The sequence below is a fragment of the Streptomyces sp. NPDC043870 genome (genome assembly GCF_056435785.1).
Genome location: NZ_JBWKDT010000045.1, coordinates 1 through 25690, shown reverse-complemented (window position 1 = coordinate 25690; position 25690 = coordinate 1). Strand labels below are relative to the sequence as shown.

At 70.9% G+C, this 25690-nt stretch carries 19 protein-coding genes and 1 pseudogene; 8 read left to right on the top strand and 12 right to left on the bottom strand.

The window, feature by feature from the left end; translation table 11 throughout:
* Positions 1-7 precede the first annotated feature (7 nt).
* The 6 genes from AC0699_RS33755 to AC0699_RS33730 all read right to left on the bottom strand — a co-directional run bounded on the left by AC0699_RS33755 (position 8) and on the right by AC0699_RS33730 (position 5407).
* Positions 8-994: a hypothetical protein gene (locus AC0699_RS33755; RefSeq protein ID WP_478667946.1), complete on the bottom strand. Its 987-nt coding sequence runs from the start codon at positions 992-994 to the stop codon at positions 8-10.
* A 272-nt stretch (positions 995-1266) separates the two neighbouring features.
* Positions 1267-1962, bottom strand: a complete 696-nt coding sequence (locus tag AC0699_RS33750; RefSeq protein ID WP_478667943.1) for an aggregation-promoting factor C-terminal-like domain-containing protein — start codon at positions 1960-1962, stop codon at positions 1267-1269.
* Between the two features lie 231 nt (positions 1963-2193).
* Complete coding sequence (gene dacB / locus AC0699_RS33745; protein ID WP_478667940.1) at positions 2194-3561, bottom strand: D-alanyl-D-alanine carboxypeptidase/D-alanyl-D-alanine endopeptidase; 1368 nt, start codon at positions 3559-3561, stop codon at positions 2194-2196.
* A gap of 190 nt (positions 3562-3751) precedes the next feature.
* Entirely contained in the window at positions 3752-4480 is a 729-nt protein-coding gene (locus tag AC0699_RS33740; protein WP_478667936.1) for a L,D-transpeptidase, read from the bottom strand.
* Positions 4473-4979: a SigE family RNA polymerase sigma factor gene (locus AC0699_RS33735; protein WP_478667933.1), complete on the bottom strand. Its 507-nt coding sequence runs from the start codon at positions 4977-4979 to the stop codon at positions 4473-4475. Before AC0699_RS33735 ends, AC0699_RS33740 begins: the two co-directional genes overlap by 8 nt.
* A gap of 62 nt (positions 4980-5041) precedes the next feature.
* Entirely contained in the window at positions 5042-5407 is a 366-nt protein-coding gene (locus AC0699_RS33730) for a L,D-transpeptidase family protein (protein ID WP_478667931.1), read from the bottom strand.
* Between the two features lie 480 nt (positions 5408-5887).
* On the opposite strand from AC0699_RS33730, the pseudogene AC0699_RS33725 reads away from it, so the two are divergent.
* Positions 5888-5971, top strand: a pseudogene (locus tag AC0699_RS33725) (IS5/IS1182 family transposase); the annotation flags it as partial.
* Between the two features lie 3 nt (positions 5972-5974).
* Here the strand turns inward: AC0699_RS33725 and AC0699_RS33720 are convergent.
* Positions 5975-6376: a hypothetical protein gene (locus AC0699_RS33720; RefSeq protein WP_478667928.1), complete on the bottom strand. Its 402-nt coding sequence runs from the start codon at positions 6374-6376 to the stop codon at positions 5975-5977.
* Positions 6377-6463: 87 nt separating this feature from the next.
* Between AC0699_RS33720 and AC0699_RS33715 the strand changes: the two genes are divergently transcribed.
* From AC0699_RS33715 to AC0699_RS33685, 7 genes are all read left to right on the top strand, one after another.
* Positions 6464-8923, top strand: coding sequence for a SpoIIE family protein phosphatase (locus AC0699_RS33715; RefSeq protein WP_478667926.1), 2460 nt, complete (start codon positions 6464-6466; stop codon positions 8921-8923).
* Between the two features lie 689 nt (positions 8924-9612).
* Positions 9613-10821 (top strand): sedoheptulose 7-phosphate cyclase, encoded by a 1209-nt coding sequence (locus AC0699_RS33710; protein ID WP_478667925.1) that lies wholly within the window; start codon positions 9613-9615, stop codon positions 10819-10821.
* Positions 10818-11594 (top strand): SDR family NAD(P)-dependent oxidoreductase, encoded by a 777-nt coding sequence (locus AC0699_RS33705; protein ID WP_478667924.1) that lies wholly within the window; start codon positions 10818-10820, stop codon positions 11592-11594. The genes AC0699_RS33710 and AC0699_RS33705 overlap by 4 nt, the downstream gene beginning before the upstream one ends.
* A 52-nt stretch (positions 11595-11646) precedes the next feature.
* Complete coding sequence (locus AC0699_RS33700) at positions 11647-13179, top strand: GMC family oxidoreductase (protein WP_478667923.1); 1533 nt, start codon at positions 11647-11649, stop codon at positions 13177-13179.
* A gap of 13 nt (positions 13180-13192) precedes the next feature.
* On the top strand, positions 13193-14233 hold the full coding sequence (locus AC0699_RS33695; RefSeq protein ID WP_478667922.1) for a Gfo/Idh/MocA family protein: 1041 nt from the start codon (positions 13193-13195) through the stop codon (positions 14231-14233).
* Positions 14230-15558: a sugar porter family MFS transporter gene (locus AC0699_RS33690; RefSeq protein ID WP_478667921.1), complete on the top strand. Its 1329-nt coding sequence runs from the start codon at positions 14230-14232 to the stop codon at positions 15556-15558. Before AC0699_RS33695 ends, AC0699_RS33690 begins: the two co-directional genes overlap by 4 nt.
* Before the next feature lie 165 nt (positions 15559-15723).
* Positions 15724-16332 carry an HAD family hydrolase gene (locus AC0699_RS33685; protein WP_478667920.1) on the top strand — a complete coding sequence of 203 codons (609 nt, stop codon included), beginning with the start codon at positions 15724-15726 and terminating at the stop codon, positions 16330-16332.
* Positions 16333-16403: 71 nt separating this feature from the next.
* Here AC0699_RS33685 and AC0699_RS33680 read toward each other — a convergent pair whose 3' ends face one another.
* The 5 genes from AC0699_RS33680 to AC0699_RS33660 form a co-directional block, all read right to left on the bottom strand.
* Positions 16404-16997 carry a sarcosine oxidase subunit gamma gene (locus AC0699_RS33680; RefSeq protein WP_478667919.1) on the bottom strand — a complete coding sequence of 198 codons (594 nt, stop codon included), beginning with the start codon at positions 16995-16997 and terminating at the stop codon, positions 16404-16406.
* The gene (locus AC0699_RS33675; RefSeq protein ID WP_478667918.1) at positions 16990-20307 is read right to left on the bottom strand and encodes a sarcosine oxidase subunit delta family protein; all 3318 of its coding nucleotides are present in this window, start codon (positions 20305-20307) and stop codon (positions 16990-16992) included. The genes AC0699_RS33680 and AC0699_RS33675 overlap by 8 nt, the downstream gene beginning before the upstream one ends.
* Positions 20308-20319: 12 nt before the next feature.
* Complete coding sequence (locus tag AC0699_RS33670) at positions 20320-21552, bottom strand: sarcosine oxidase subunit beta family protein (protein ID WP_478667917.1); 1233 nt, start codon at positions 21550-21552, stop codon at positions 20320-20322.
* The gene (glyA, locus tag AC0699_RS33665) at positions 21549-22826 is read right to left on the bottom strand and encodes a serine hydroxymethyltransferase (RefSeq protein ID WP_478667916.1); all 1278 of its coding nucleotides are present in this window, start codon (positions 22824-22826) and stop codon (positions 21549-21551) included. Before glyA ends, AC0699_RS33670 begins: the two co-directional genes overlap by 4 nt.
* Before the next feature lie 133 nt (positions 22827-22959).
* Complete coding sequence (locus AC0699_RS33660) at positions 22960-25428, bottom strand: GcvT family protein (RefSeq protein ID WP_478667915.1); 2469 nt, start codon at positions 25426-25428, stop codon at positions 22960-22962.
* Positions 25429-25690: the final 262 nt, after the last annotated feature.

The following is a 25690-nucleotide window of genomic DNA, read 5'->3' as shown; positions in this document are numbered from 1 at the left end:
CGAGTACTCAGGCGCGGCGGTGGTGGCGGGCGAACTGCTTCTCGGGCTCCGCGAAGTAGGTCCATGGCCACTTGGTGTAGGCGCCGTCCAGCGTTTGGTAGACGCGCCGGACCGTGTGGCGCTCACCGGCCAGCGACAGGGCCATGGCGAACATGTTGAAGTCGTGCTGCCAGCCCGGGCGCCGTACGTAGGCGGGGTGGAGGATGCTGTGGTCGGCGGCGTCCCGCAACTCCTGCTGGATCTCGGGGGTCTCGAGGCAGTCCCCGCTGTCCGACTCCACCCAGTCCTCGATGTGCGCCATGGCGATCACGCAGCCGAGCCGGTGCCCCTGCGGGGCTCGGGCGAACGCGTCGCGGGCGAACGCCAGGGCCTCGCCGGGCTCGCCGCCCCAACGGGGCTGCAGCTGCGACACCCACTCCAGGTGGGTCTCCAGGTCGAGTGGGTCGCGGCGCAGGGCGGCGTCGAACCGGGTCTCGTTGACGGCGGGGCCCAGCGACATGCCGCGGCCGGAGGTGAGGAGGCGGCGCCACGGAGTGACCCATTCCGGCCGCAACGCGGCGGCCTCGAGCAGCTGCTCCTCGGCGATGTCGAGCCGCTCGTGGAAAACCCGCCACTGCTTCTGCGTGACGTTCACGGCACGCTGGGCGGTGCGCGCCTCCCAGCCCCAGCTGATGTGGCGCGTCCCGGATATCAGCAGGGCCGTCGCCCGGTGCTCCTGGTCCTCCTCGACGGCCCGGCCGATCCAGTCCTGCACCCCGTCCAAGTCGGCCAGCTCACCGAGGACTTGGTGGTCGCGGCCGAGGTCGAAGGGCGCCAGCGCCGCCTTGACCGCAGTCCAGTCACCCGCGTCGGCCGCCTCCACCAGCGTGAGCACCCGCGTGTCCCCGAGCGCGCGCAGCGTGTACATCCCGTTCTTCTGCCTGCGCGGGACGGGCAGGGCGTGCGGATCCGCCACCGGTCTCTCCGCACCCCTGCCGAACAGCTTGCCGAACATGCCGCGTCCTCCCCTGGTCCCGCGTGATCGTCCGGTGCAGCATAAACGGATCTACTGACACCACTTCCACAGGGTTTTCACCGGCGCTTCACGGGCCCGGTCCGGTCCCGACCTCTCGCCCCTCCCGGTCGCCGCCGACACGTCTACGACTCCGGTACGACTCCGGCTCATGATCGAGCTGTCGTGGGCCCTGGCGGCCGAGCACGTGGGCGGGTGGACCGGAGACGACACGGCGCAGGGTGCGGCTGTCCACACTCGAACAGACGCGCGACTTAGTACGAGTGGTGGGCCTGCCAGTACGACCAGGCCTGGCAGGGGCTGCCGTACCTCTCGTTCATGTAGTTGAGGCCCCACTTGATCTGCGTGGCCGGGTTGGTCCGCCAGTCGGCGCCCACACTCGACATCTTGGAGCCGGGGTATGCCTGGACGAGACCGTAGGCGCCGGAAGGGTTGGCCGCCCGGTAGTTCCAGGTGGATTCGTGGTCCACGATGTAGCTGAAGCACTGGAACTGGTCCGCGCCCACGATCTGACGCGCCATCGCCTGGATCTGCGCAACGGTGTAGGAGCTCTGGACCGGGACGCTGGAGGCGTCACGCGTGGCTGAGCGACTGGCCGCCTCCTGGGCCGCCTTGCGTGCCTTGGCTGCCTCTTCGGCCTTCTGCGCGGCCTTCTGCTTGGCCACCGCGTCCGCGGCGGCCTGCTTGCGAGCCGACTCCTCGGCGACCTTCTTGGCACTCGCGTCGGCGGCGATGGCCTGTGCGTCGGCCTGCTGCGTCAAGGACGCGATCTGCACCTGAGCCTGCTGACCTGGCGGGATGTCGGCGAGAAGCGTCGCGTCGCCTGCCGTCGCCTCGGCGTCGCTTCCGGGCTGGCCGGTGCTGCTTGAGGCAACACCAGCGACGGCGCCCACAGCGGTGACCGCCGTGGCCGAAGCCACTGCGAGTCCCCGGACCGAGATCCGGCTCACGCGGGCCTCCCAACTGCGGGGTCACGGGCGACACAAGCCGCGGCAGCGGCGCCGGGGCGGCCAGCGGTCCGACCGGCCGAACGGTCCAAGTACATGAGATCCCCTCCCCATGTGAAGTGCGGTTGTCGCCTCCTATACGCACGGGCCCGGAGCCAGGTTGCATCGGATCGGAACCTGTTCCCGCCGAGGACCCCGCAAAGGGCGAGCCCACCAGTACCGAGGCTGAATCCCTTACGCGTAGCAGCCGTTGACGGTCGCCGCGAGGCCGTCCATGGCGTCCTTGATGGCGTTCGGGTCGGCCGTGGCGCCGTTCTCGACGAAGGAGAACACCTTCCACTTGCCGTCCCTGCCCTGAGTCAGACCGCTCAGCGCGATGGCGCCGGTGAGGGTCCCGGTCTTCGCGTGCACCTTGCCCACCGCACACTTGGAGTTGGCGTCGTCGAAGCGGCCGTACTCCGGGCCGAGCGTACTGCCGGCCTCGCCGGAGACGGGCATGCCGTCGAGGATGGAGCCGAGGGCGTGCGCGTAGCGGGGCTGCGCCGGCAGTTCGAGGATCTGCGCGAGGGTGGCGGCCGGGATGCGGTTGGCCCGGGACAGGCCGCTGCCGTCGTAGAGCTCGAAGTTGTCGAGCGAAACGCCGTACACCCGGCTCAGCACCTGGCGCACGACTTCACTGCCGCCCTCGAAGGTAGCCGTGCGGCCGGCGCCCACGGCCGTCATCCGCAGCAGGGTCTCGGCGATGTTGTTGTCGCTGTGCTTGAGCATCGTGTGGACGATGTCCGACAGCGGCGCCGACTTGTGCTGGGCCACCGGAACGTCCGTCGGGCGTGCGGTGGCGCGGGTGACGGGGCCGGTCACCGTGACGCCGTGCGCGGCGAGTTGCTTGGCGAAGACCTGCCCGGCGTCGATGGAGGTGTCCTGGACGCCGTGCCCGTCGACGACCAGCGCGCGGACCGGGGCGACGGTGTCGGGGTAGTAGCCGCCGTTCCAGCCCTTGGCCAGGGTCGGCTCCGGGAACAGGCTGTCGTCGACGGCGACCTTCACGGTGGTCCGGCCCGCGGCCTTGAGTCCGGCGGTCGCGGTCTTCGTCAACTCCGCGAGGTCGCCGGTGGTCAGGGTGCGGTCGCCGCCCCCGACGAGGGTCAGGGTGCCGTGGCCGTAGACGACCTTCGTGGTGAACCGGTGCTGCGGCCCGAGCACGGTCAGGGCGGCGGTCGACGTGGCGAGCTTGGCGTTGGACGCCGGCATCAGCGCGGTGGAGGCGTTGTGGCCCCAGACGGTGGTCTTCGAGTCCGCGTCGAGGACAACGCCGCTCAGGTTCGAGCCCAGCCGCTGATCGAGTACCCGGGTCTCCAGGTTCTTGGCCATCTGCTGGTCGTCGGTGTCCAGATCGTGGGTCTTGGCCGTCGTGCCGACACCCTTCTGGGCGGCGAAGGCGGACGGACCCGTCAGGGCGGCGGACGCCACGGGCACGGCCATGGCGAGGACGAGGGCCCGGCGCAGGCCGGTTCCCGTGCCATTCTGTCTGGGCTTGCTGTGCCGGCGCCGGCCACCCGGAAGCAGGGCGTTCTCGGGTGTCTTGGCAGCTGTTTCGGTCATGGGGGTTCGAAGCCTTCAGTAGTGGGGGCCTTGGGCGGAGGAAAGTCAAACGCGCAGCGCGAGTGCCGGGCGGGTCGGCAGGGGCGGCGGCTTCTTGCTCACGTCGATACCCTGGCCGTCACCGGCGTGGTATTCGCGCAGCCTTGGACCGGTACGGTCGGCGTGCTCCCGCCACGCTGCCGGTTCGGTGTCAGTGGTCGCCGGTGACCGGCTGGCGCTCGTAGCAAACGGAGTCCGGGTCCGCGCTCGCGGCCTGGCGGCCCTTGATCTCCACGCGCGCGCCGGGCTTGATGGCGTCGTACACCCATTTCCCGGCCTGGGGCGCGAGGGCGATGGAGCCGGCGCCGGAGTCCTGGCCGATGCTGTTGAGACCGGCGGAGGGGTCCAGCGCCCACATCAGCAGCCTCTCGTGCTGGTGGCGGTCGGTGAAGGTGACCGCCCACTGCATGCGGGGCACATACTTGGAGAAGTTGTCGGGGGGCAGTGTGAGGGTGGGGTACTTGGCGGTGACCGTGACCGCCCTCTCGCCGATCGGGCAGTTGTCCTGCAGCCCGCTGATGGGGAACCTCCTGCCCTTGATGGTCAGTGTGTGGGCGTCCAGGTCGATCGTCACCCGCTGGACGGGCGCCGGGGACGGGGCGGGTGGGGGTGTGCGGGACCCGGATGCCGCAGGGGGTGCGACCGCCTCGGTGGCGGAGCCCAGGCCGCCGGAGGTGAGGGCGCCGGAGGTGACGGCGGTGAGGGCCGCCGCCGTCAGCGCGGTGGTGGAGAGCACAACGCGCCGGCTGCGGCGGCGGCGTTGCGCCCGGCTCCTCGCCTGTGCCCCCGTGGCCGGTGCCGCGCCGTGTGCGGCCAGGCCACGGAGCCGGGCCGACAGCTCCGTCTCGGTCAAGGGATGCGGTGGCAGCTGGTCAGACACAGGCTTCCTCCGTGGAGTGGTTTTCCTCGCTCACCAGGTGAGCGGCGAGTGCTGAACGGCCGCGTGACAGGCGTGCCTTGACGGTGCCGACGGCCGCACCGGTCTCGGCGGCTATCTGCTCCACGCTCAGATCGCACAGGTGATGCAGCACGATCGCGGTCCGCTGGGCCTCCGGCAGGCGCCGCAGAGCGGCCACCAACGCGACATGGTCCGGACTCGGTTCGGGCACCGGCCGCGGGACGGGCTCGCCCCGGACCAGCTCCCACCAGCGGCGCGCCCGCCGCCAGCGGCTCATCGCCAGACGCTGTGCCACCGTGCGGATCCACGCCTCCGGATCCTGCTCGCCGGTCAGGACGGACGAACGCCGCTCCCAGGCGCGTGCGAACGCCTCCTGGACCACGTCCTGGGCTTCGGCGTAGTCGCCCGTGAGGGCGTACAGCTTTCCGACCAGACGCGGGCAGGCAGCCGTGTAGAAGAGGTCGAACTCGTCCTCGGTCACCTTGTCGTGCTCTCTTCTTTACGGCGCGGGGCGCGTGTGGCGCAGGGCCGGTGCGATGGGGGTCATGCGGTCGTGATGGCGCCGGACTCGCTGTGCGCGAGCCACTGCTTCCAGGTCAGGTTCCAGTCGCCGTAGCCGTAGCCGTTTCCAGCGGCGGCGGCGTTGGCCTTGTCCGCCCTGGTGACGGTGACGACGTCGCCAGCCCGTACCTGGTCGTAGCGGCGCTGGGCGGTGCCGTTGGAGGCGAGGCCGACACAGCCGTGGGTGACGTTACGGTGTCCGGCCTCGGTGTTCGCCCGCGGGTTCCGGTGCACGTACGTCCCCGACGTCGTCAGGTGCGCGGCCCGGTAGTAGCCATGCCAGGTGTCGCCGAGGCCCACGGTGCGGGAGTCCATGTACACCTTGGGCTGTTTGTCCATGACGACCATCGTCCCGTTCCACCACACCGACCGTCTGTCCGTCGGATATGTTCACCCGCGCCTGCGCAAGCACGGCGGGCTCCGGCACCGACGGAACCGGGCGTGCACCGGACGTCCTGCCCGCGCCGTCGTTGTGCCCGCCCGCGGCCTTGTCGGCCGCCGCGGTGGGGGCCCGGGCATCCGGCGCGTCAGCGGCCGCCCTGATACCGGAACCCGCGTCCGCCGAACAGCCGACGGCCGAGAACAGGGCCGCGCAGGCCACGACAACAACGCCGAAACGGCCGGCGGTCCGACCGGCCGAACGGTCAAAGTACACGTAATCCCCCGGGGTGAGGTGCGGCATCGCCTCTCATACGCACGGGCTCGGAGGCAGGTTGCATCGCAGCACAACCTTTTCGCCGGGCAGCTGGACGCGGGGGATGCGCAACGTGCTCGCGCACCAGCTGTGTCCTTGCCGAGCGCCTACGCCGACGCCCTGTGAAGATGAACTCCGCGCACCGCCGGTTCCTGATCCGGTCCCGGGCAGGTGTGTGGGGCCGTCCCCACGAAGCCGTCTTGCACAAGCGCCGGGATCGTTCACCGCTCTTGTAGCAGGTCAGGGCACACATGGAGATGCGGCGGCGGAAACGGCCGCGAATCCGGATCACCGGGATGCGGCCGCGGCGGGCCCAGGTGCGGGCGATGGGCGGCGTCGTCGAGAACCCGGACTCGTCCTCCGAAGAGGCTCCAGGCCGCGAGCGCGCCGCGGTGCTTCCCCTGCGGCCAGGTCTCCTTCACCCAGCGGCGGATCGCCTCCGCGTCCCGCTCGACGGCCCGTCCGGTCGGCACCCGGCACTCAGCTGGGCCGCCCCGTCCCTGGACAACGCCCGCCAATACGCGCGCGAGCGCGCGGCGGCTCTCGCGCTGCAGCGCAACCTGCAACCGCACCGCGCCTCGGGCGACGGCGTGCGTCGCATCCGGGAAGTATTCAGTGGTCACCCTATGTGATCAGGTGGAGGTCGCGCGTGCGGTTGTCGTCCGTCTTGCGGCACGGGATGCTGGGGGAGCACGGAGGGAAGCGGTGACATGGATCGTTTTCCGAATGCGGCCGACGTCGATTTCCACAGTCCCTTGGACCCCTCCAAAGCCGCCATCGCGGTGCTGGACGACCAAGGCCGCATCGTCGGGTGGGGATCCTCGGCCCAGCGCCTCCTCGGACATTCTCCCGAGGAGGTACTCGGCCAGCCGGCCGAGCGGCTGCTGGCGACGACTTCTGGGCAGCGACTGTCTGCCCTCTGCAAGGCGCACAAGACCCGCAGCATCGTCCTGGACCTCTGCCATCGGGACGGACGTACAGTGCGGGCGGCAGTGACGTTCAGCCCGGTGTCGTACGGGAGCGGCGCTGCGGCCGTTGTGGTGGCTGCCGAACTGGAGGCGCTCCGCATCTGGGAGGCGCAGCTGGCGATGCTCCAGGGCCTGGCGACCGAGTCCCCCGTGGGCCTGACGATCTTCGATACCGACATGCGCGTCGTCTGGGGGAACGTCTCCACCGATCTGGAGCTCGGAGGGGTCGCCCAGTACACCGGTCAGCCGGCCTCGGCTCTCTTCCCGGAAGGCGAATTCATCTCACGCCACCACCCCCCGGACGAGGACCAGGTGATGGATCACGTGCTGACGACGGGGGAACCGATCGTCGGCATGCACTACCGCGGGCGGGCCCCCGCCGACCCGGTGCGCGAGCACGTCTGGTCCTGCTCCTACCACCGGATGCTGGACGCCCGAGGCGAGCCGGTGGGGCTGTTCGAGGAGTCCCTGGACATCACCGACCAGTACCGCGCCCAGGAACGGCTGTCGCTCCTGGTCCGGGCGGGAAAGCGCGTCGGTGCCTCGCTGGACGTGCGTCGTACGGCTGCGGAACTTGCCGACGTGGCGGTACCGCAGCTGGCGGACGAGGTACTGGTGGATCTTCCCCCGGCGGTCATCGAGGGACGGCAGCCGCCGACGCGCTCGGCGCCGGGACACGGTCTGCTGCGGATGCACGGCCGGACCCCGGAAGAGTTCCGGACCAGTCCCGTCTCCTACCCACCCTCGTCACCGCAGGCTCTGAGCCTTGCCACGGGTCGCTGCGTCGTCGACGCCGCCCCGCGCGAGCCACCGGGCGAGGCGGGGTCGGCCGCATCGCCCTCCTCCCTGTTCGTCCCGCTGCTCACCCGCGAGGCCGTCCTGGGCCTTGTCACGTTCCGGCGCAACAGCAACCCCGACCCCTTCGGCCCCGAGGAGCAGACACTCGCCGTGGAGCTGGCCGAGCGGGCCGCCGTCGGCATCGACAACGCCCGCCAGTACACCAGCCAGCATGCGGCAGCCCTGGTACTGCAGCGAAGCCTGCTGCCACGGCACCTGCCGCAGCAGAGCGCGGTCGACGTTGCGTACCGCTACCTTCCTGCCGACAGCCGCGTGGGCGTGGGCGGCGACTGGTTCGACGTGATCCCGCTGTCCGGGGCCAGAGTGGGACTGACTGTAGGTGACGTGGTGGGGCACGGTATGCACGCCGCCGCGACCATGGGCCGGCTGCGTGCCACCGTACGGACCCTCGCTCTGCTGGACTTGGACCCGGCCGAGTTGCTCACACGGCTGGACGACCTGGTCGCGCAGGAGTCGGATCCGGACGCGGATGACGGGCTGAGTGGCGAGGCGATGGTGGTGACCTGCCTGTATGCGATCTACGACCCGGTCAGCGGCCGGTGCGTCTGGGCCAGCGCGGGCCATCCCCCGCCCATCGTGGCCGATGCGAGCGGCACGGTGGCCATGTCCGCTCTGGCGCCGGGACCGCCCTTGGGGCTGGGCGGCCTGCCGTACGAGAACGTTGAGCTGGACCTCTCCAGCGGCAGCGTGCTGGCGTTCTTCACCGACGGCGTCGTGGAGGACCGGGGCCAGGACATCGACAGCGGGATCGACCGCCTGGCCGAGGTGCTCACCTGGCAGCGATGCCCGCTGGAGGAACTGTGTGACCGGGCGCTGTCGGCCCTGCCGCCCGGACCACAGGTGGACGACGCCACGCTGCTGCTCGTCCGCACCCGGCGGCTCGACGCCGACCAGGTGGCGGACCTGGAACTGCCGTCCGACCCGGCCATGGTGACCCAGGCCCGTACGCTCACTGAGCGCCAACTGGGGGCCTGGGGCCTGTCAGAGCTGTCGTTCACTGCCGCACTCGTGGTGAGCGAGCTGGTCACCAACGGCATCCGGTACGCGACCGGACCGGTCATGCTGAGGCTGATCAGGGATCGCTGTCTGCTGTGCGAGGTCTCCGACAGCGCGCACACCGCACCACACCTGCGGCGAGCGCGCCGGGACGACGAGGGAGGCCGCGGCCTGTTCCTCGTGGCCCAGATGTCCCAGCGCTGGGGGACGCGGTACACCTCCTCCGGGAAGACGATCTGGGCCGAGCTGGCCATCCCCAAGGACCTCTGCCGGAGTCAGGGGCGGGATGCCCCGTCGAGCGCAGCCCGCGGCAATCAGCACCTCACCGGTCATGCATGGTCCTGCTGACCGAGGGCTGCATCGTGCCTGCATACGGAGATCTCCCCTCCTGTGCTCCCGTTCACCCGGTCGATCGTCACCGCCCTGGCGAACCGCGACCCGGCGTCGGCGGCGAGTGCGGCGGCCGCGCACAACAGGGCGATCAGCACGGGAAAGCCGGCACCGCGCATACACCACGCGCCGCGTCACCCTGCGGCGGAGAGCGGCGAGCGCCGTCTCCTCGCCACACGTCAACGACGTCGCGGTGTTACCGGTGGTTATCAGTGCGCCCCGCCCGATTCGATGGGGCCTGCGTGTCCCAAATCCTGGGAAGCGACGGCGGATTTGACGGTGATATATGCCACAGGACGATGGTCAAACCGTATACGAACTCCGATCGGCTGGCTCGATGCCGCCCTCGCCGGGAGCGGCGCCAACCGAATTGTTTCGGCCCGCGACACTGAGGCCGGGCACGTCGCCCCGGGGCGAATTCCGGGCCCGGTGAGCCGTGAAGGGGTGTCTTTCAAGTCACCCAGCAGGTCGCCGTTACGGCCGGTCAGTGCGAGGCCGAGAGCAACAGAACCGAACCATCTCGCCCGCCAAAGTGCCGTACAAACACGACATATCACGCAAGGGTCTCGATTTGCGTCGCCTCGACCTCGCTGTATGTTTCATGGCGCAACAAACCGAACGCTGTGTCAGCGAGAGGGAGAACCACCATGAACGGCGCCACGCGTCAGCAGAGTTGGAAGATCCAGACGGAATTACCCGTCGCGTACGAGATAGTCGAATCCCATGGCCTGCTGAATCCGGAGAACCCCGACCTCCTCACCATTCCCGGTGGAGGCCGCGGTGCGGGCACGCGACTCGTCGTCCTCGACCATTCCGTCGACGAGCTGTACGGCACTGATATTCGTGCCTACTTCTCGGAAAATGAAGTGAAGGTCGACTATTTGACGCTTCCCGGCTCGGAGGAGAACAAGTCCATCGAGCGCGTCCTGGAAGTGGTCAACAAGCTCAATGAGGTCGGCACCAACCGCCTCAGTTCCCCGCCGATCGTCATCGGCGGCGGAGTCGTGGCCGATGTCGTGGGGCTCGCCGCGAGCCTCTACCGGCGCGGCATCCCGTTCGTCCGGGTGCCCACCACCCTTCTTGGACAGGTCGACGTCAGTGTGGCCGCCAAGTCGGGCATCAACTACGGCGGGTACCGCAACCGTCTCGGTGCCTACACCCCTCCTCCGAGGACACTGATCGACCGCTCCTTCCTCGCCACCGTCCCCGACCGGCAGCTGCGCAACGGCATGGGCGAGATCTTCAAGATGGCCCTGATCAAGGACCTGCGCCTGTTCGAGCTCCTGGAGGAGTACGGCGCCGAGCTCATCGAGACGCGCTTCCAGGACCCGGAGCCCGGCAGCGGGGGCCTGGCGGGAACCGTGGCCGACGAGGTCATCGGCCGGGCCATCGCGGGAATGGCCGAGGAGCTCCAGCCCAATCTGTGGGAGAAGGACCTCAAGCGGTCCGTCGACTACGGACACTCGTTCTCGCCCCTGGTGGAGATGCGGGCCCTCCCCGAACTGCTGCACGGCGAAGCCGTGGCCATGGACTGCGTCTTCTCCGCGCTCATCGCCGCCGGCCGGGGCCTGATCGACGACGACCGGTTCGAGCGCATCGTCGCCGTGGCGCGGCGCATGGGGCTCGAACCCTCGCACCCGCTCTTCTGCGACGTGGAACTCGTCCTGGAGGGCCTCGCGGACACCGTGCTGCACCGCGACGGCATGCAGAACCTGCCGATCCTCACCGCGATCGGCGACGTGTGCTTCCTCAACGACGTGACCAACAGCGAGATCGAGCGGGCCTGCGCGGGCATGGGCCGCCTGCTGGGCACGGACGCCGGCCGGACCGAACAGTGTGTCGGGGCCGACCGATGAGCGACGGCGCCGACGGCCGGAACCCGCTGGACAAGGCGGTCGTGGTCGTCACCGGCGGCAGCGCGGGCATCGGCAGGGCGTCCGCCGTCGCATTCGCCGAGGCCGGATTGCGCGTCGTCATCGCAGCACGGAGCGAGGAGCGCGGCGCCGAGGCCGAGCGCGAGATCCGGACGCAGGGAGGCGAGGCGCACTTCGTCCGCTGCGACGTCACCAGCTCCAGCCAGGTCCACGACCTGTTCGCACGGGCCGTCGAGCTGTACGGCAGGGTCGACTACGCCTTCAACAACGCCGGTGTTCCCGGAGACGGACGCCTCGCGGACCTGTCGCCCGAGGGCTTCGACCACGCCTTCGCCGTCAACACCCGGGGGCTGTGGCTGTGCATGCGGGAGGAACTGCGGCTCATGTCCGCCCAGGGCGGCGGCAGCATCGTCAACAACACATCGGTGCACGGCATCCGCACCGTCTTTCCCGGCATCGGCGGCTACGTCGCCTCCAAGCACGCCGCGGTAGCCCTGACCCGCGTGGCGGCCATCGAACACGCCCACGAGGGCATCCGCGTCAACGCCGTCGCCCCGGGCCCCATCGAGTCCGACATGCTGGCCGCCTCCGAGGCGGCCGTCGGCGGGGCCACGACCTGGCGCGGCCTGATCCCGTCCGGGGAGATCGGCACCCCACGCCAGGTGTCCGACGTGGCGCTGTGGCTGTTCTCCTCCGCCTCCTCGTACGTCAACGGGCAGGTCATCGGCGTCGACGGCGGATTCCTCGCGACCTGAGCCCCGAACGCCCCGCCCCCTACCCCTGCTCAGTGGAGCGAAGGACACACCCATGGAAAGTTTCACCACCTACGACTACGTCGTGGTCGGCGCGGGCGCGGCCGGCAGCGTCGTCGCCGCCCGGCTGAGCGAGGACCCCCGCCGGCGGGTCCTGCTCCTGGAAGCCGGACCACCGGACACCGACGCGCGCATCGCCCGGCCCGCCTCCTGGCCGTCGCTGCTCGGCGGCGAGCTGGACTGGGGCTACCGCACCGTGCCGCAGGCCGCCCTCGACGGCAGACGCCTCGCCTGGCCCCGCGGCCGGGTCGTGGGCGGATCCGGCGCCATCAACGCCATGGTGCACATCCGGGGCGCTGCCTCCGACTTCGACGCATGGCAGCGCTGGGGCGGCGACACCTGGAACGCGCGCCACCTCATGCCGTACCTGGAACGCCTGGAAGGCCCCGCTCACGCTACGCCGTACGGCAGCCTCCCCGTTGCGGAGAACACCGAACCCCATCCGTTCGCCGCCGCGTTCGTCGAAGCCGCGCAGAAGTACGGGCTGCCCGGCAACCCGGATTTCAACGCCGGACGGCAGGAAGGCGTGGGCCTCTACCGCACCACCCGCACCGCCGCCGTCCCCGGCGCGCCGGCCCACCGCGGCAATACCGCCCGCACCCATCTGGGGCCCGCTCTCGAACGCCCCAACCTCACCCTCGTTTCGGACGCGACCGTGCTCGGCCTCCTGCTGAAGGCCGGCCGCGTGACGGGCGTACGGCTCCGGCACGGCGGCACGGTGACGTCGATCCGCTGCACCACCGAGGTCGTGGTGTGCGCGGGAGCCGTCGCCGCCCCGCAACTGCTGCTGCTCAGCGGCATCGGCCCGGCGGCCGACCTGGCGGCGCTGGACATTCCCGTGGCCGTCGACCTGCCCGGCGTCGGCTCCAATCTCCATGACCACGTGCAGGTTTCGCTCGCCTACGACACCTCCGATCACCACCCCGTCGCCGACTTCTCCAACCTCGGCGAAGCCGGGGGCTTCGTGTGCCTCGACAGCGCGTCGGACGCCCCCGAGGTGCAGCTGTCCTTCGCTCCCATGAAGGACCTCAACAACGCGGCCCGCCTCGGCCACGGCTTCACCATCGGTCCGGGCGTCACCCGGCCCTGCAGCCGCGGCCGGCTCACCCTGGCCTCCGCCGACCCCGGCGAGCATCCCCTGATCGACCCCGCTTACCTCACCCACCCCGCCGACCTCGACGTCCTGGTGGAGGGGGTGCGCATCGCCCGTGACATCGCCGCCACCGACCCGCTCGCGAGCCTGACCACCGGCCGCGCACCGCTCAGCGCGACGGCCACCCGCCGCGAAGTGGAGGCGTTCGTGCGGGCCAACGCCCAAACCCAGTTCCACCCGGTCGGCACCTGTCGGATCGGCCTCGACGGGGACGTCGGCTCGGTCGTCGACCCGAGGCTGCGGGTGCGGGGCACGAGCGGCCTGCGAGTGGCCGACGCCTCCGTCATACCGAACATGATCACCGGCAACATCCACGCAGCCGTGGCCGCCGTCGCCGAACGCGCGGCCCGGTTCATCCAGGAGGACAACGCATGAGGCAGGACCACGCATGAGGGCACACGACGAGCGCAACAGCACCCTGCGCTGGGGTGTCCTGGGCGCCACCTCCTACATCGCCGGCCACCTGATGCCGGCCATCGCCGCGACACCCGGCTGCGCGCTGACGGCCGTCGCCAGCCGTCCCGAACGGGCGGCCGCCGCGGCGGAGCTCGGCCGCACCTTCGGCGCCGCCGCCCACCCGGACTACGCGACGCTCCTCGCGGACCCCGCCGTCGACGCCGTCTACATACCGCTGCCCAACGCCGAACACGTCGACTGGACGCTGCGGGCCCTGGCGGCCGGCAAGCACGTCCTGGTCGAGAAACCCATGGCGATGGACGAGGACGGCTGCGCACGCATCGAGAAGGCTGCCGAGGCGGCGTCGCGTACCGTCATGGAGGCGTTCATGTACCGCTTCCACCCCCAGCAGCTGCGTGCCGCCGAGATCCTCGCCTCCGACGAGATCGGCGAACTGCGGCTCGTACGGGCTTCCTTCGCGTTCCGCATCGAGAGCGGCAGCGGCAACATCCGGCTGGACCCCGCCTTGGGAGGCGGAGCCACCTGGGACGTCGGCTGCTACGCCGTCGACGTCCCGCTGCTGTTCTTCGGGCAGGCTCCCCGGCAAGTGAGCGCCCGCTTCAGCAGCCGCCCGGGCCTCACCGTGGACTCCAGCGCGGTCGCGACGATGGACTTCGGGAAGGGGCGCTCCGCGGTCGTCGACTACAGCATCGACTACGGCCCGCGCGCCGCGTACGAACTCCAGGGGACCCGCGGCACCCTCATGGTGCGCAACGCCTGGGCCATGGACGGTGAGGACGGGGTCATCACCGTGCTCACCGAGGACGGCGTCCGCGAGGAGACCGTCCCGGCGGCCGACCACTACCAGCGCCAGGTCGAAGCCTTCGCCCGAGCCGTGCGCAACGGTGCGCCCGCACCGATGTCGCTCACCGAGTCCCGGCGCACCGCCCGGGTGGGCAGCGCGCTCGTGGCGTCCGCCGCCGCCGGCGGCGCCGCCGTGGACACCTCGAACGACGCGTCGGAGGCCCGGTGAACCCGACGGGATCACCGGCGGCAACCCGCACCCTGACGGTCTGCGTCGCCTCCGTCGGGGGGCTGCTCTTCGGCTACGGCACAGGCGTCATCGCCGGTGCCCTGCCGCTCGTCACCGCCGACTACGGCCTGTCGTCCTGGGCCCAGGGTGCCGCGGTGTCCGCCGCCCTGCTGGGAGCCGCTCTGACGGCTCCCAGCAGCGGCCGGCTCGCGGACCGCTTCGGCCGGCTCCCCGTGATCGGTTCGGCGGCCGCGGTATACGCGGTGGGCACCCTCGCGTCCGCTGCCGCCACCGGCACCGGGTCGCTGCTCGCCGGGCGCTTCCTGGTCGGCCTGTCCCTGGGCGCCACGTCCTTCGCGGTACCGCTGTACATCTCGGAGATCGCGCCGCCGGCCCGCCGGGGCGCACTGGTCACGCTCAACCAACTCATGATCACAGTCGGGCTGCTGCTGTCCTACGTCGTCGCCTACGCCCTGGAACCGGCCGGAGCCTGGCGCTGGATGCTGGCCGTGGGCATCGCGCCGGCCCTCCTCCTGCTGGGCGGGATGTTCCTCGTCCCCGAGTCACCGGACTGGCTGCAGAGCCGGGGCCACGGCTCGCGGGCGGCTCTGGCCGCGGCACGGCTCGGCATCGGGGCGGGGAGCGGCCCCACGGCGGAGGGCCCGGTGCGCGGCACCGGTCTGCGCCTGGCCTGCGCCCGGGCGGGCCGCCGGTGGGTGGCGCTGGGCCTCGCGATCGCCGTCCTGGTCCACCTGACCGGCCTGAACACCGCCATCTACTATGCGCCGACGATCCTGGCCTCCAGCGGCCTCACGTCGGCCGGTGGCATCGTCGGCTCGATCCTGGTGGGAGTGTGCAACGTCGCTGCCACGGTGATCACCGTACTGTCCCTGGACCGCTGGGGACGGCGACCGCTGATGATCGGCGGACTCGTCGTCATGGCGCTCACCGCCCTGGGGGTCACTTCCGCCGGGCTCCTCGGCCACGAGGGCGCCGTCACCGCTCTACTGCTGTGCGTCTTCATCACGGCCGGGGCGGTCGGCCCCGCCGCGGTGTTCTGGGTGTACATCTCGGAGATCTATCCCTCCGAGGCGCGGGGAGCGCTGATGAGCGTGGCCACCGCGGCCCACTGGGCGGCGGACTTCGTGGTCGCCACCACGTTCCTCCCCCTGGTCCAGCAGCTGTCGCTGGCCGGGACGTTCGCCCTGTACGCGGCTGTCACGGGCGCGTCGGCGCTGGCGCTGGCGCGGTGGATGCCCGAGACACGGGGTAGGCCACTGGTGGGGTCCGGGCGGCCGGCGGCCGCCGTGCACCACCCCGAGTGAATGCCCTCCACCTCCTCCGGCCCGCCCCGCTCAGACCCTGCTCAGCCTGATCGCAGAACCCGCCACGGCCCGCCTCCGACTCGACCCGGCTTGCCCCGACTCGACCCGACCCGGCTGACACGGGCGGGACCCGGATCGGGCCCACACCCAGAAGGCGCCATTCGCATGCACCCCGACCTTGCCCCCCGCCACGCCGACTGCCTGCTCTTCGACTGGGACGGCACCCTGGTCGACAGCCAGTACGCCAACTACCGGGCCATGGCTGCCGTCCTGGCCCCGGAAGGCGTGGACCTGGAACAGGAGTGGTTCGACGCCCGTACGGGCCTCTCGTCGGCGGAGATGATCCGCACTCTGGTCGACGAGCGCGCCCTCACACTGTCCCGCCCCGTGGATCAACTCGTCGCCGACCGCGACGCGATGTTCCTCGAGGAGGCCCACACCGTGCGACCGCACCGGGAGGTGCTGCGGGTCGTCGAGGCCATGCACGGCCTGGTCCCCATGGCGGTGGCGTCCGGCGGAGCGCGCCGCGTCATCGAGGAGACCCTGCGCCACCAGCCGTTCAGCGAGCATTTCGACGCCCTGGTGACCCGTGACGACGTCGACCGGGGCAAGCCCGCACCCGACATCTTCCTGCGCGCGGCCGAGCTCCTCGCGGGCCATCCCTCACGCTGCACGGTCTACGAGGACAGCGACGAGGGCATCGAGGCGGCCCACGCGGCGGGCATGACGGTCATCGATGTTCGCCCCTACACCGGCACCCGTTCCCGGGCCTGATCACTCCAGCGTGGCCCGGCTCGACGAAGAACCCGCTGGTACCGAGGACGGCCATACGCTCCCGCCACGGGTCAGACATACTCCGACGCGGCGTCCAGCAGCCAGTCCGCCAGATACCCGGCGAAGGACGAACGGATCAGCAACCAGAACCCCGCCCGGGCCTCGTCCCGTGCAACCAGCACGATCTGCGTGCGGGCCAGGGTGGTCTGGGCGCAGCGCCCGGGACCGAAGGCACGCGGGTGCAGGTCCAGCGGGCAGCCGTGGGCCAACAGGTCGCGGGCGCGCCGTCCCGTGACGAGCAGGGTGGTGCGCTGGGCGGAGACGTCCGTCACCGCTGCCGGCTCGTTGCCGCAAGCCGCCCGGATCTGGTTCTCCAGACCCGGCCGACTGCCGGACGGGCCCACGACGAGCCATTCGTCGGGGCCGAGCCAGAGGGCGCAGCGGTCACCGGCGTGTACGACGGTGTTGGGTTCAAGGGGCAGTTGGAGCCCCACAGCGAGTCCGACCGCGTCGGCGGCCGGCCCTTTGGGGTCGAGCCGGACGTTGACCTGGGCGAGGAAAGGCAGTTCCGCCAGGCGCAGGTCGCCGCCCGAGGAGCGGTTGACCGCGGCGAAGCGGCCGGCGGCGTGCGCCAGGGGACTGCGGCGGATCGCGGTGTCAGCCATCGCGGCGGGCTCCCTCGGGGTCGTAGAGGACGGGACTTGCGACAGTCACCGGTACCAGGCGGTCGCCCACGGGCGCGTACAGCCGCTCGCCGATGCGGTTCCGGCCGCCCTTGATCAGGGCGAGAGCGAAGATCCGGCCGAGTGCCGCGCTGTGGTAGCTGGAGGTGACATGGCCGAGCATCGGCACCGGCGGCTCGGGAAGCACGCTGTCGGTGACCAGGTGGGTGCCCTCGGGGAGGAAGGAGTCCGGGTCCTCCGGGAGCAGGGCGACGAGGTGCTTGCGGTCAGGGCGTTGGGTGTCTGCGCGTGCATGGGAGCGCTTGCCGACGAAATCGGGCTTCTTCCTGGACACCGCCCAGCTCATGCCGAGGTCCTGCGGGGTGACCGTGCCGTCGGTGTCCTGGCCGATGATCGGATAGCCCTTCTCGGCGCGCAGGACGTGCATGGTCTCGGTGCCGTACGGGGTGATGCCGAACGGGCTCCCTGCCGCGTACAGCGCCTCCCACAGCGCCCGGGCGTCCCACGGCGACACGTTGATCTCGTAGGCCAGTTCGCCGGAGAAGCTGATCCGGCATACCCGGGCCGGGATGTCCGCGACGATCGTGTCGCGCCACGCCATGAAGGGGAAGTCGTCGTTCGCGACGGCCAGTTCGGGGGCGAGGGTGGCCAGCAACTCGCGGGAACGGGGGCCGACGAGGGCGACGGTGGCCCACTGCTCGGTGACGGAGGTGCAGTGGACGCGCAGGTCGGGCCACTCGGTCTGCAGCCATTCCTCCATCCAGTCCAGGACGGCGGCCGCGTTGCCGGTCGTGGTGGTGACGAGGAAGCGGTCCTGGGCGAGCCGGATGGCGGTGCCGTCGTCGAAGACCATGCCGTCGAGGCGGCACATGACGCCGTAGCGGATCATGCCGACCCTGAGGGTGCTCATCATGTTGGTGTAGAGCCGGTCGAGGAAGACGGCGGCGTCAGGACCCTGCACGTCGATCTTGCCGAGGGTGGAGGCGTCCATGAAGGCGACGCCTTCGCGAGCGGCGCGGCACTCGCGGAGTACGGCCGCCTTCATGTCCTCGCCGTCCTGGGGGTAGTACCAGGGCCGCTTCCACTGGCCGACGTTCTCGAACAGTGCGCCGTGGTCGGCGTGCCAGTCGTGCAGGGCGGTGACGCGTACGGGGTCGTGGAGCTCGCCGCGGTCGCGGCCCGCCAGCGTGGCGAAGGAGACGGGGGTGTAGGGAGGGCGGAAGGTCGTCGTGCCGAGGGCGGATACGTCCACGCCCAGGAGGTGGGCGACGGTGCCACTGGCGAGGACGCCAGAGGTCTTGCCCTGATCGTTGGCGGTGCCGGCGGTGGTGTAACGCTTGGTGTGCTCGACCGAGCGCATACCGGCGCCGGTCGCGCGGGCGAGGTCGTCGACGGTGACATCACGCTGGAGGTCGACGAAGCGGGGCGCGTCGGCGGCGCCGGGGACGAGGAAGACCTGCATGGGCGGCGACTGTGGTTCGTCGTCGGCGACCGGGAGGCCGGGCGCGTCGGCCACATAGCCTTCGGCCTCGATCGCGCGGGCACCGGCGTCGGCACCCCCGGCGAGGACGCCGGCCAGATCGAAGACACCGGCTGCGGAGCCGGCGACCTCGACCGCCTGACGACAGGCGTCGGGGACGAACGTGCCCAAGGTGTCGTCGTAGCGCAGCGTTCCGCCCGCCTGGCTGAACAGATGCGCGACGGGGTTCCAGCCGCCGGAGACCAGCAGCAGGTCGGCGGCGAACTCACGGCGCCCCGCCGACTCTCCGTACGGGGCGACGGTGACCGCAGAAAGCCGCTGCCCGCCCTCGGTTCCGACCACGGCATGCCCGGCCACCACCTCGATCCCGGCGTCCTGGGCGCGGCGCGCCCACTCCCCGGGTTCGGGGCGGGTATCGACGACGGCCACGATGTCCACGCCCGCCGCCGCCAGGTCGAGCGCGGCCGCGTAGGCGCTGTCGTTGGTGGTGAAGACGACGGCGTGGCGGCCGGGCAGAACGCCGTAACGGTTGGCGTACGTACGGGCCGAGGCCGCCAGCATGACGCCGGGGCGGTCGTTGTCGGCGAAGGCCAGCGAACGCTCGTGTGCTCCGGTGGCCAGGACGACACGGCGGGCACGGATGCGCCAGACCCGCTCGCGGGAGACGTGCTCGGGGGCGCCGCCGCCGAGGTGGTTGGTGCGACGCTCGACGGCGAGCACGTGGTTGTCGTCGTAGTAGCCGAAGACGGTGGTGCGGCGGAGGATGCGGGTTTCCGGTGCGGCTTCGAGCAACGCCTCGGTCTCTGCCGCCCAGTCCAGGAGCCGGCCTGTGCCGAGGAGGCTGCCGCCCAGCTCGGGCTGGTCGTCGGCGAGGATGACCCGCGCACCGCTGCGGGCGGCGGCGGACGCGGCCGCGAGTCCGGCCGGCCCCGCGCCGACGACGAGCAGGTCGCAGTGGGCGTGCACGGCGTCGTAGCGGGCGGGGTCGGGCTCGGTTGCGAGCCGTCCCTGACCGGGGAGGCTGCCGGCGACAAGTCCGTCGTACAGCTCCACGGCGGTCGCGGGCAGCATCGGCTCGGGGAACGGCTCCTCGATCTGGACGACCGCGTTGGGTTCCTCGACTCCGGCGGAGAAGATGCCGCGCGGGCGGCCGAGTTTGATGCTGGTGCCGGCCTGGATGATCCCGTTGGCGAGGAGGGCGGAGGCGAGGGTGTCGCCACGGAAGCCCTGGTATGTCGTGCCGTCGAAGGTGAACGTGAGGGGTTCGTCACGGGATACGCGGCCGCGGGTGGTCAGCCGGAACGGTTGGGTCGAGCCGGGCGCGGGGAGAGCGGTTTCTTTCCCCACCCCGCCCCTTCCCGTAACCGGGGCTTCGCCCCGGACCCCGCTGGGGGCTCGGCCCCCAGGCCCGTCCCCTGCGCCCTGCGGGCGTGGGGGAACCCCCGGCTCCTCGGACGCCTGAGGGGCCGGACGGCGCGGCCCGGCCTGCCCATCCCCCGGACCGGTTGAGAACACCGGACCGGCTGCAGGGGAGGCCGCTGGTTCCGGGCGCGGCTCGCCCGCTCGGTACACCGCCAGGATCTCGTTCGTCGCCGTATTGCGCACAGCGTTGAACCAGCGACGGCATCCGGCCGCGTGGCTCCAGCGTTCCGCGAACGGGCCCTTGGGGTTGTCGCGGAAGAAGAGGTAGCGGGCCCACTCCTGGTCGGTCAGAGCAGCGGGGTCCTCGGGACAGGACACGTGGGCCTGGCCGCCGTAATGGAACTCGGCCTCGTCACGGGGTCCGCACCAGGGGCATGGGATGAGCAGCATCGATTCGGCTCCTCAGTGGGCCACCGCGGCCGCGCCGTGCTCGTCGACGAGCGCGCCGGTGGTGAATCGGTCGAGCGAGAAGGGGGCGTTGAGCGCGTGGGGGGTGTCGTGGGCGATGGTGTGGGCGTAGACCCAGCCGACGCCCGGGGTGGCCTTGAAGCCGCCCGTGCCCCAGCCGCAGTTGAGGTAGAGGTTGTCCACCGGGGTGATCCCGATGATGGGCGAGGCGTCGGGGCTGACGTCGACGATGCCGCCCCAGGTACGCAGCACATGGGCGCGGGCGAAGACGGGGAAGAGCTCCAAGGCGGCGGACATCTGATGCTCGATGATGTGGAAGGCTCCACGCTGGGTGTAGGCGTTGTACGAGTCGATGCCGGCGCCCATCACCAGTTCGCCCTTGTGAGCCTGGCTGACGTACACATGCACCGCGTTCGACATGACCACGGTGGGGTGCACCGGCTCCAGCAGCTCGGAGACCAATGCCTGCAGCGGATGGCTCTGGAGCGGCAGCTCGAAGCCCGCCATGGCGGCCAGCACCGAGGAGTGACCTGCCGAGCAGAGCGCCACCTTGCCGGCGGCGATGGGGCCGAGCGTGGTCTGCACGCCGACGACCCGTCCGCCCTGGATGTCGATGCCGGTGACTTCGCAGTTCTGGATGATGTCGACACCGGCGGCGTCGGCGGATCGGGCCAGCCCCCACGCGACGTGATCGTGCTTGGCGATTCCGGCCCGCGGCTGATACGTGGCGCCCATCACCGGATACCGCACGTCGGGCGAGACGTTGACGATCGGGCAGACGTCCTTGACGGCTTGCGGGTCCAGCCATTCGGCGTCGACGCCGTTGAGCCGGTTGGCCTCGACACGACGCACGCTGTCGCGGACGTCCTGGAGGCTGTGGGCGAGGTTGAGCACACCGCGCTGGGAGAAGAGGATCGGGTAGTCGAGTTCGTCCGCGAGCCCTTCCCACAGTTTGAGGGCGTGCTCGTAAATGCCGGCGCTCTCGTCCCACAGATAGTTGGAGCGGATGATCGTGGTGTTGCGGGCCATGTTGCCGCCCGCGAGCCAGCCCTTCTCCAGCACTGCCACGTCGGTGATGCCGTGGTTCTTCGCCAGGTAGTGGGCGGTCGCGAGACCGTGTCCGCCGCCGCCCACGATCACCACGTCGTACGACCGCTTCGGCTCGGGTGCGCGCCACAGCCGGGCGGGGTGCTCGGGGAGGTCGGCGCCCGGGGTGCGGGGGCTCATCGGGCGTCTCCGATCAGGTGCGGGTACAGCGGGTACTTGGCGGCCAGCGCCTCCGTACGGGCGCGGAGCGCGGCGACATCCGGCTCGGGCTGGAGAGCGAGCGCGATCACATCGGCGACTTCGGCGAAGTCCTCGTCCGTGAAGCCGCGGGTGGCCAGGGCCGGGGTGCCGATGCGCAGCCCTGAGGTGACCATGGGCGGGCGGGGGTCGAAGGGGACGGCGTTGCGGTTGACCGTGATGCCGATCCCGTGGAGCAGGTCCTCGGCCTGCTTCCCGTCCAGTTCGGAGTCGCGCAGGTCGACCAGGACCAGATGGACATCGGTACCGCCGGTGAGGACGCTGACCCCGGCGGCTGCCGCGTCGGGCCGGGTCAGCCGTTCGGCGAGGATGTGGGCGCCGGCGAGCGTACGGGCCTGGCGCTCGGCGAACTCAGGTGACGCGGCCACTTTGAACGACACCGCCTTGGCGGCGATGACATGTTCCAACGGACCGCCCTGCATTCCGGGGAACACCGCCGAGTTGATCTTCTTGGCGAGGTCGGCGTCGTCGGTGAGGATGACGCCGCCGCGCGGGCCGCCGAGCGTCTTGTGGGTGGTCGTGGTGGTGACATGGGCGTGCGGTACGGGACTGGGGTGCAGTCCGGCGGCCACGAGGCCCGCGAAGTGGGCCATGTCGACCATGAGATACGCGCCCACCTCGTCGGCGATCCGCCGGAAGGCGGCGAAGTCCAGCTGACGGGGATACGCCGACCAGCCCGCGATGATCATCTTGGGGCGGTGTTCCTTGGCGAGCCGCTCCACCTCGTCCATGTCGACCAGGTTGTCGGTCTCGTCCACGTGGTAGGGCACGACGTTGAGCATCTTGCCGCTGTAGTTGATGCGCATGCCGTGGGTGAGGTGGCCGCCGTGCGCGAGGTCGAGGCCGAGGACGGTGTCCCCGGGCTTCAGCAGGGCGAAGAAGACGGCGGTGTTCGCCTGGGCGCCCGAGTGCGGCTGCACATTGGCGAATCCAGCGCCGAAGAGGGACGTGATCCGCTCGATGGCCAGCCGCTCGGTCACGTCGACGTGTTCACAGCCGCCGTAGTACCGGCGGCCCGGGTAGCCCTCGGCGTACTTGTTCGTCAGGACCGAGCCCTGTGCCTCCATGACCGCCGACGGTGCGAAATTCTCCGACGCGATCATTTCGAGGGTGGACTGCTGGCGGTCCAGCTCGGCGCGGACGGCGGCGTGGACCTCCGGGTCCAGCTCGGCGAGCGGCGCGTTCAGCGTGTTCATGCGGCGTTCCTCTCGGCGGCCTCAACGGCCGGCTCGGGCACGCGCTCGGCGAGTTCGGTGCGGATCGCGGCTGCGGTCCGCCTGCCGTCCAGGATGCGTGCGTTCACATCGCTCCTCTTGTTACGGGTGCGGCTCAGCCGCGCAGGCGGGACATCGACGGGTCGAACAGCGGCTCGTCGGCGACGACCGCTTCCACGCGCCGGTCGAAGTAGCCGATGTGCACGGCGGTGCCCGTCGTGGCGAGCCCGGCGGGCAGCCATGCATAGGCGATGCCCTTGCCGACCGTGTAGCCGTAGGCGGCACTGGTGACGTACCCGACAGGGCGGTCGCCGTCGTACACCGGCTCCTTGCCCATGACCACGGCCTGCGGGTCGTCGATGGTCAGACAGGTCAGCCGGCGCCGCACATCCGCCTTGCGACGCTCCAGCGCGGCCTTGCCGATGAAGTCGTCCTTGTCGAGCTTGACGGCGAAGCCGAGCCCCGCCTCGTAGGGGTCGTGCTCGTAGGTCATATCGGTGCCGAAGGAGCGGTACCCCTTCTCCAGACGGAGGCTGTTGAAGGCGCCGCGGCCCGCGGCGATGCCGCCGAGGGGCTGGGCGGCCTGCCACAGGGTGTCCCACAGCTTCAGGCCCATGTCGGCGGTGGTGTACAGCTCCCAGCCGCGTTCGCCGACGTACGACAGGCGCATCGCGGTGACGGGGACGGAGCCGATGTGGGCGCGCTTGGCACGGAAGTACTTCAGGCCCTCGTCGGAGAAGTCCGAGTCGGCCAGCGGCTGGAGCACCTCGCGAGCGAGCGGCCCCCACAGGCCGATGCAGCAGGTGCCGGCGGTGATGTCCCGTACGGCGACCGACCCGTCCGCCGGAAGATGCCGGCCGAACCAGTCGAGGTCCGGATTGCCGTTGGCGCCGACCTGGAAATGGTCGCGGCCGAGCCGGGCGACGGTGATGTCGCTGCGGATGCCGCCGTCTTCGTCGAGGAGCAGGGCGTACGTCACCGAGCCGACCGACTTGTCGACATTGCCGGTGGACAGCCGCTGAAGGAAGGCTGCGGCGCCTCGGCCGGTGACTTCCAGGCGCTTCAGTGCCGTCATGTCGTACAGGGCGACGGTCTCGCGGGTGGTCTGGGCCTCGGCGCCGACGACCGGCGACCAGTAGCGCGCCGCCCAGTCGTTGGGCGTCGGAATGGACCGGCCGGCCACCAGGGTCGCGTTGGCCTCGTACCACTGGGGCCGCTCCCAGCCGGTGGCTTCCAGGAAGAAGGCGCCGAGTTCCTGCTGGCGGGCGTGGAAGGGGCTGGTGCGCAGGGGCCGTGGGGCACCGGCCGGCTGGAGGGGGTGGAGGATGTCGTAGACCTCGACGAAGTTCTGGCAGTCGCGGGCCAGCACGTACTCCGGGGAGAGCTGGTGCGCCTCGAAGCGGTTGACGTCGCACTCGTGCAGGTCGAACGACGAGCAGTGGCCGTCCACGAGCCATTCGGCCACCGCGCGGGCGACGCCCGCGGAATGGGTGACCCACACCGCCTCGGCGACCCAGAAGCCCTTCACATCCGGTGATTCACCGAGCAGCGGCAGTCCGTCCGTGGTGAAGGAGAAGAGGCCGTTGATGCCCTCTTCGATCTTGGCGTCGCGGGTCGCGGGAAGCAGGGACCGGGTCTCGGCCCACGCGTCTGCGAAGTCGTCCTCGGTGAACTTCATGACGGAGGGCATCTGCTCGGCGTCGTCCACCGGGGCGATGTCCTCCGGGTCGACGGGCATGGGCCGGTGCCCGTAGTAGCCGATAGCGATGCGGTCGAAGCGGTCGCGGTAGTACAGGTCCGCGTCCTGGTGGCGCAGGATCGGCCGGACGGCTTCCTCGGCCTGGCCTTCCAGCGCAGGGACAGGGCCGGTCCATGCGAGCTGGTGGGCGAGCGGGGTGAGGGGCAGGTTCATGCCGACCATGCGGGCGATCTTCGGGCCCCAGATGCCGGCGCAGCACACGACGATGTCGGCGGGGATCTCCCTTTCCGCGGCCTGCGGCGCGGGGGACCCCAGGTCGGTGACGACGACCGCACTGACCCTGCCCTCGCTCTGTAGGACGTCGAGGACTTCATGGCGGGCGAGGAAACGTACGCCGCGCTCGGTCGCGCGCCGGATCTGGGCCTCGACGGCGAGCACGGCCCTGGCCAGGCCGTCGGTGGGGACGAGCAGGCCGCCGAGGACGCGCTCACGGTCCACCAGCGGGTGACGTTCGACGCACTCGTCGGGGCTCAGCAGCCGGGACTCGATGCCCCAGGCGGTGATCCAGCCGTGGCGGCGGTGCAGCTCGGTCAGCCGTTCGGGGGTGGTGGCCAACTCGAGTCCCCCGACCTGCAGGAAGCAGGGCTGCCCGTCCACGTCGAGGCTGCAGAACTTCTCGACGGTGTAGCGGGCGAGCTCGGTCATGGTCTTCGAGGAGTTCGTCTGGAAGACGAGTCCCGGTGCGTGGGACGAGGATCCACCGGTCGCGGGGAGGGGCCCCTGATCGACGACCGTGATGTCGGTCCAGCCTGCGAAGGACAGTTCGTCGGCGAGGGCCGCTCCCACGACGCCCGCTCCGATGATGACCACTCGGGGTCCCGCCATCACCAAACCTCCAGTTGCTGTCAACGCAACAAGCTTCAGGTTGCGCAACTCACGATGCCGGTCGCCAAGGTGGGTGTCAAGGGGGCTTCCACCGCCCTACCAGGGCAGAAAACGAGCCGTGGGGGGGGGGGGGGGGGGGGGGGGGGGAGGGGGGGAGGGGGGGGGTGGGGGGGGGGGGGGTGGGGGGGTTGGGTGGGGGGGTAACCGGATGGGAGGAGTAGGCGCCGCCCCGCCCGATGTAGAGCATCCGCCCGTCGGGGGC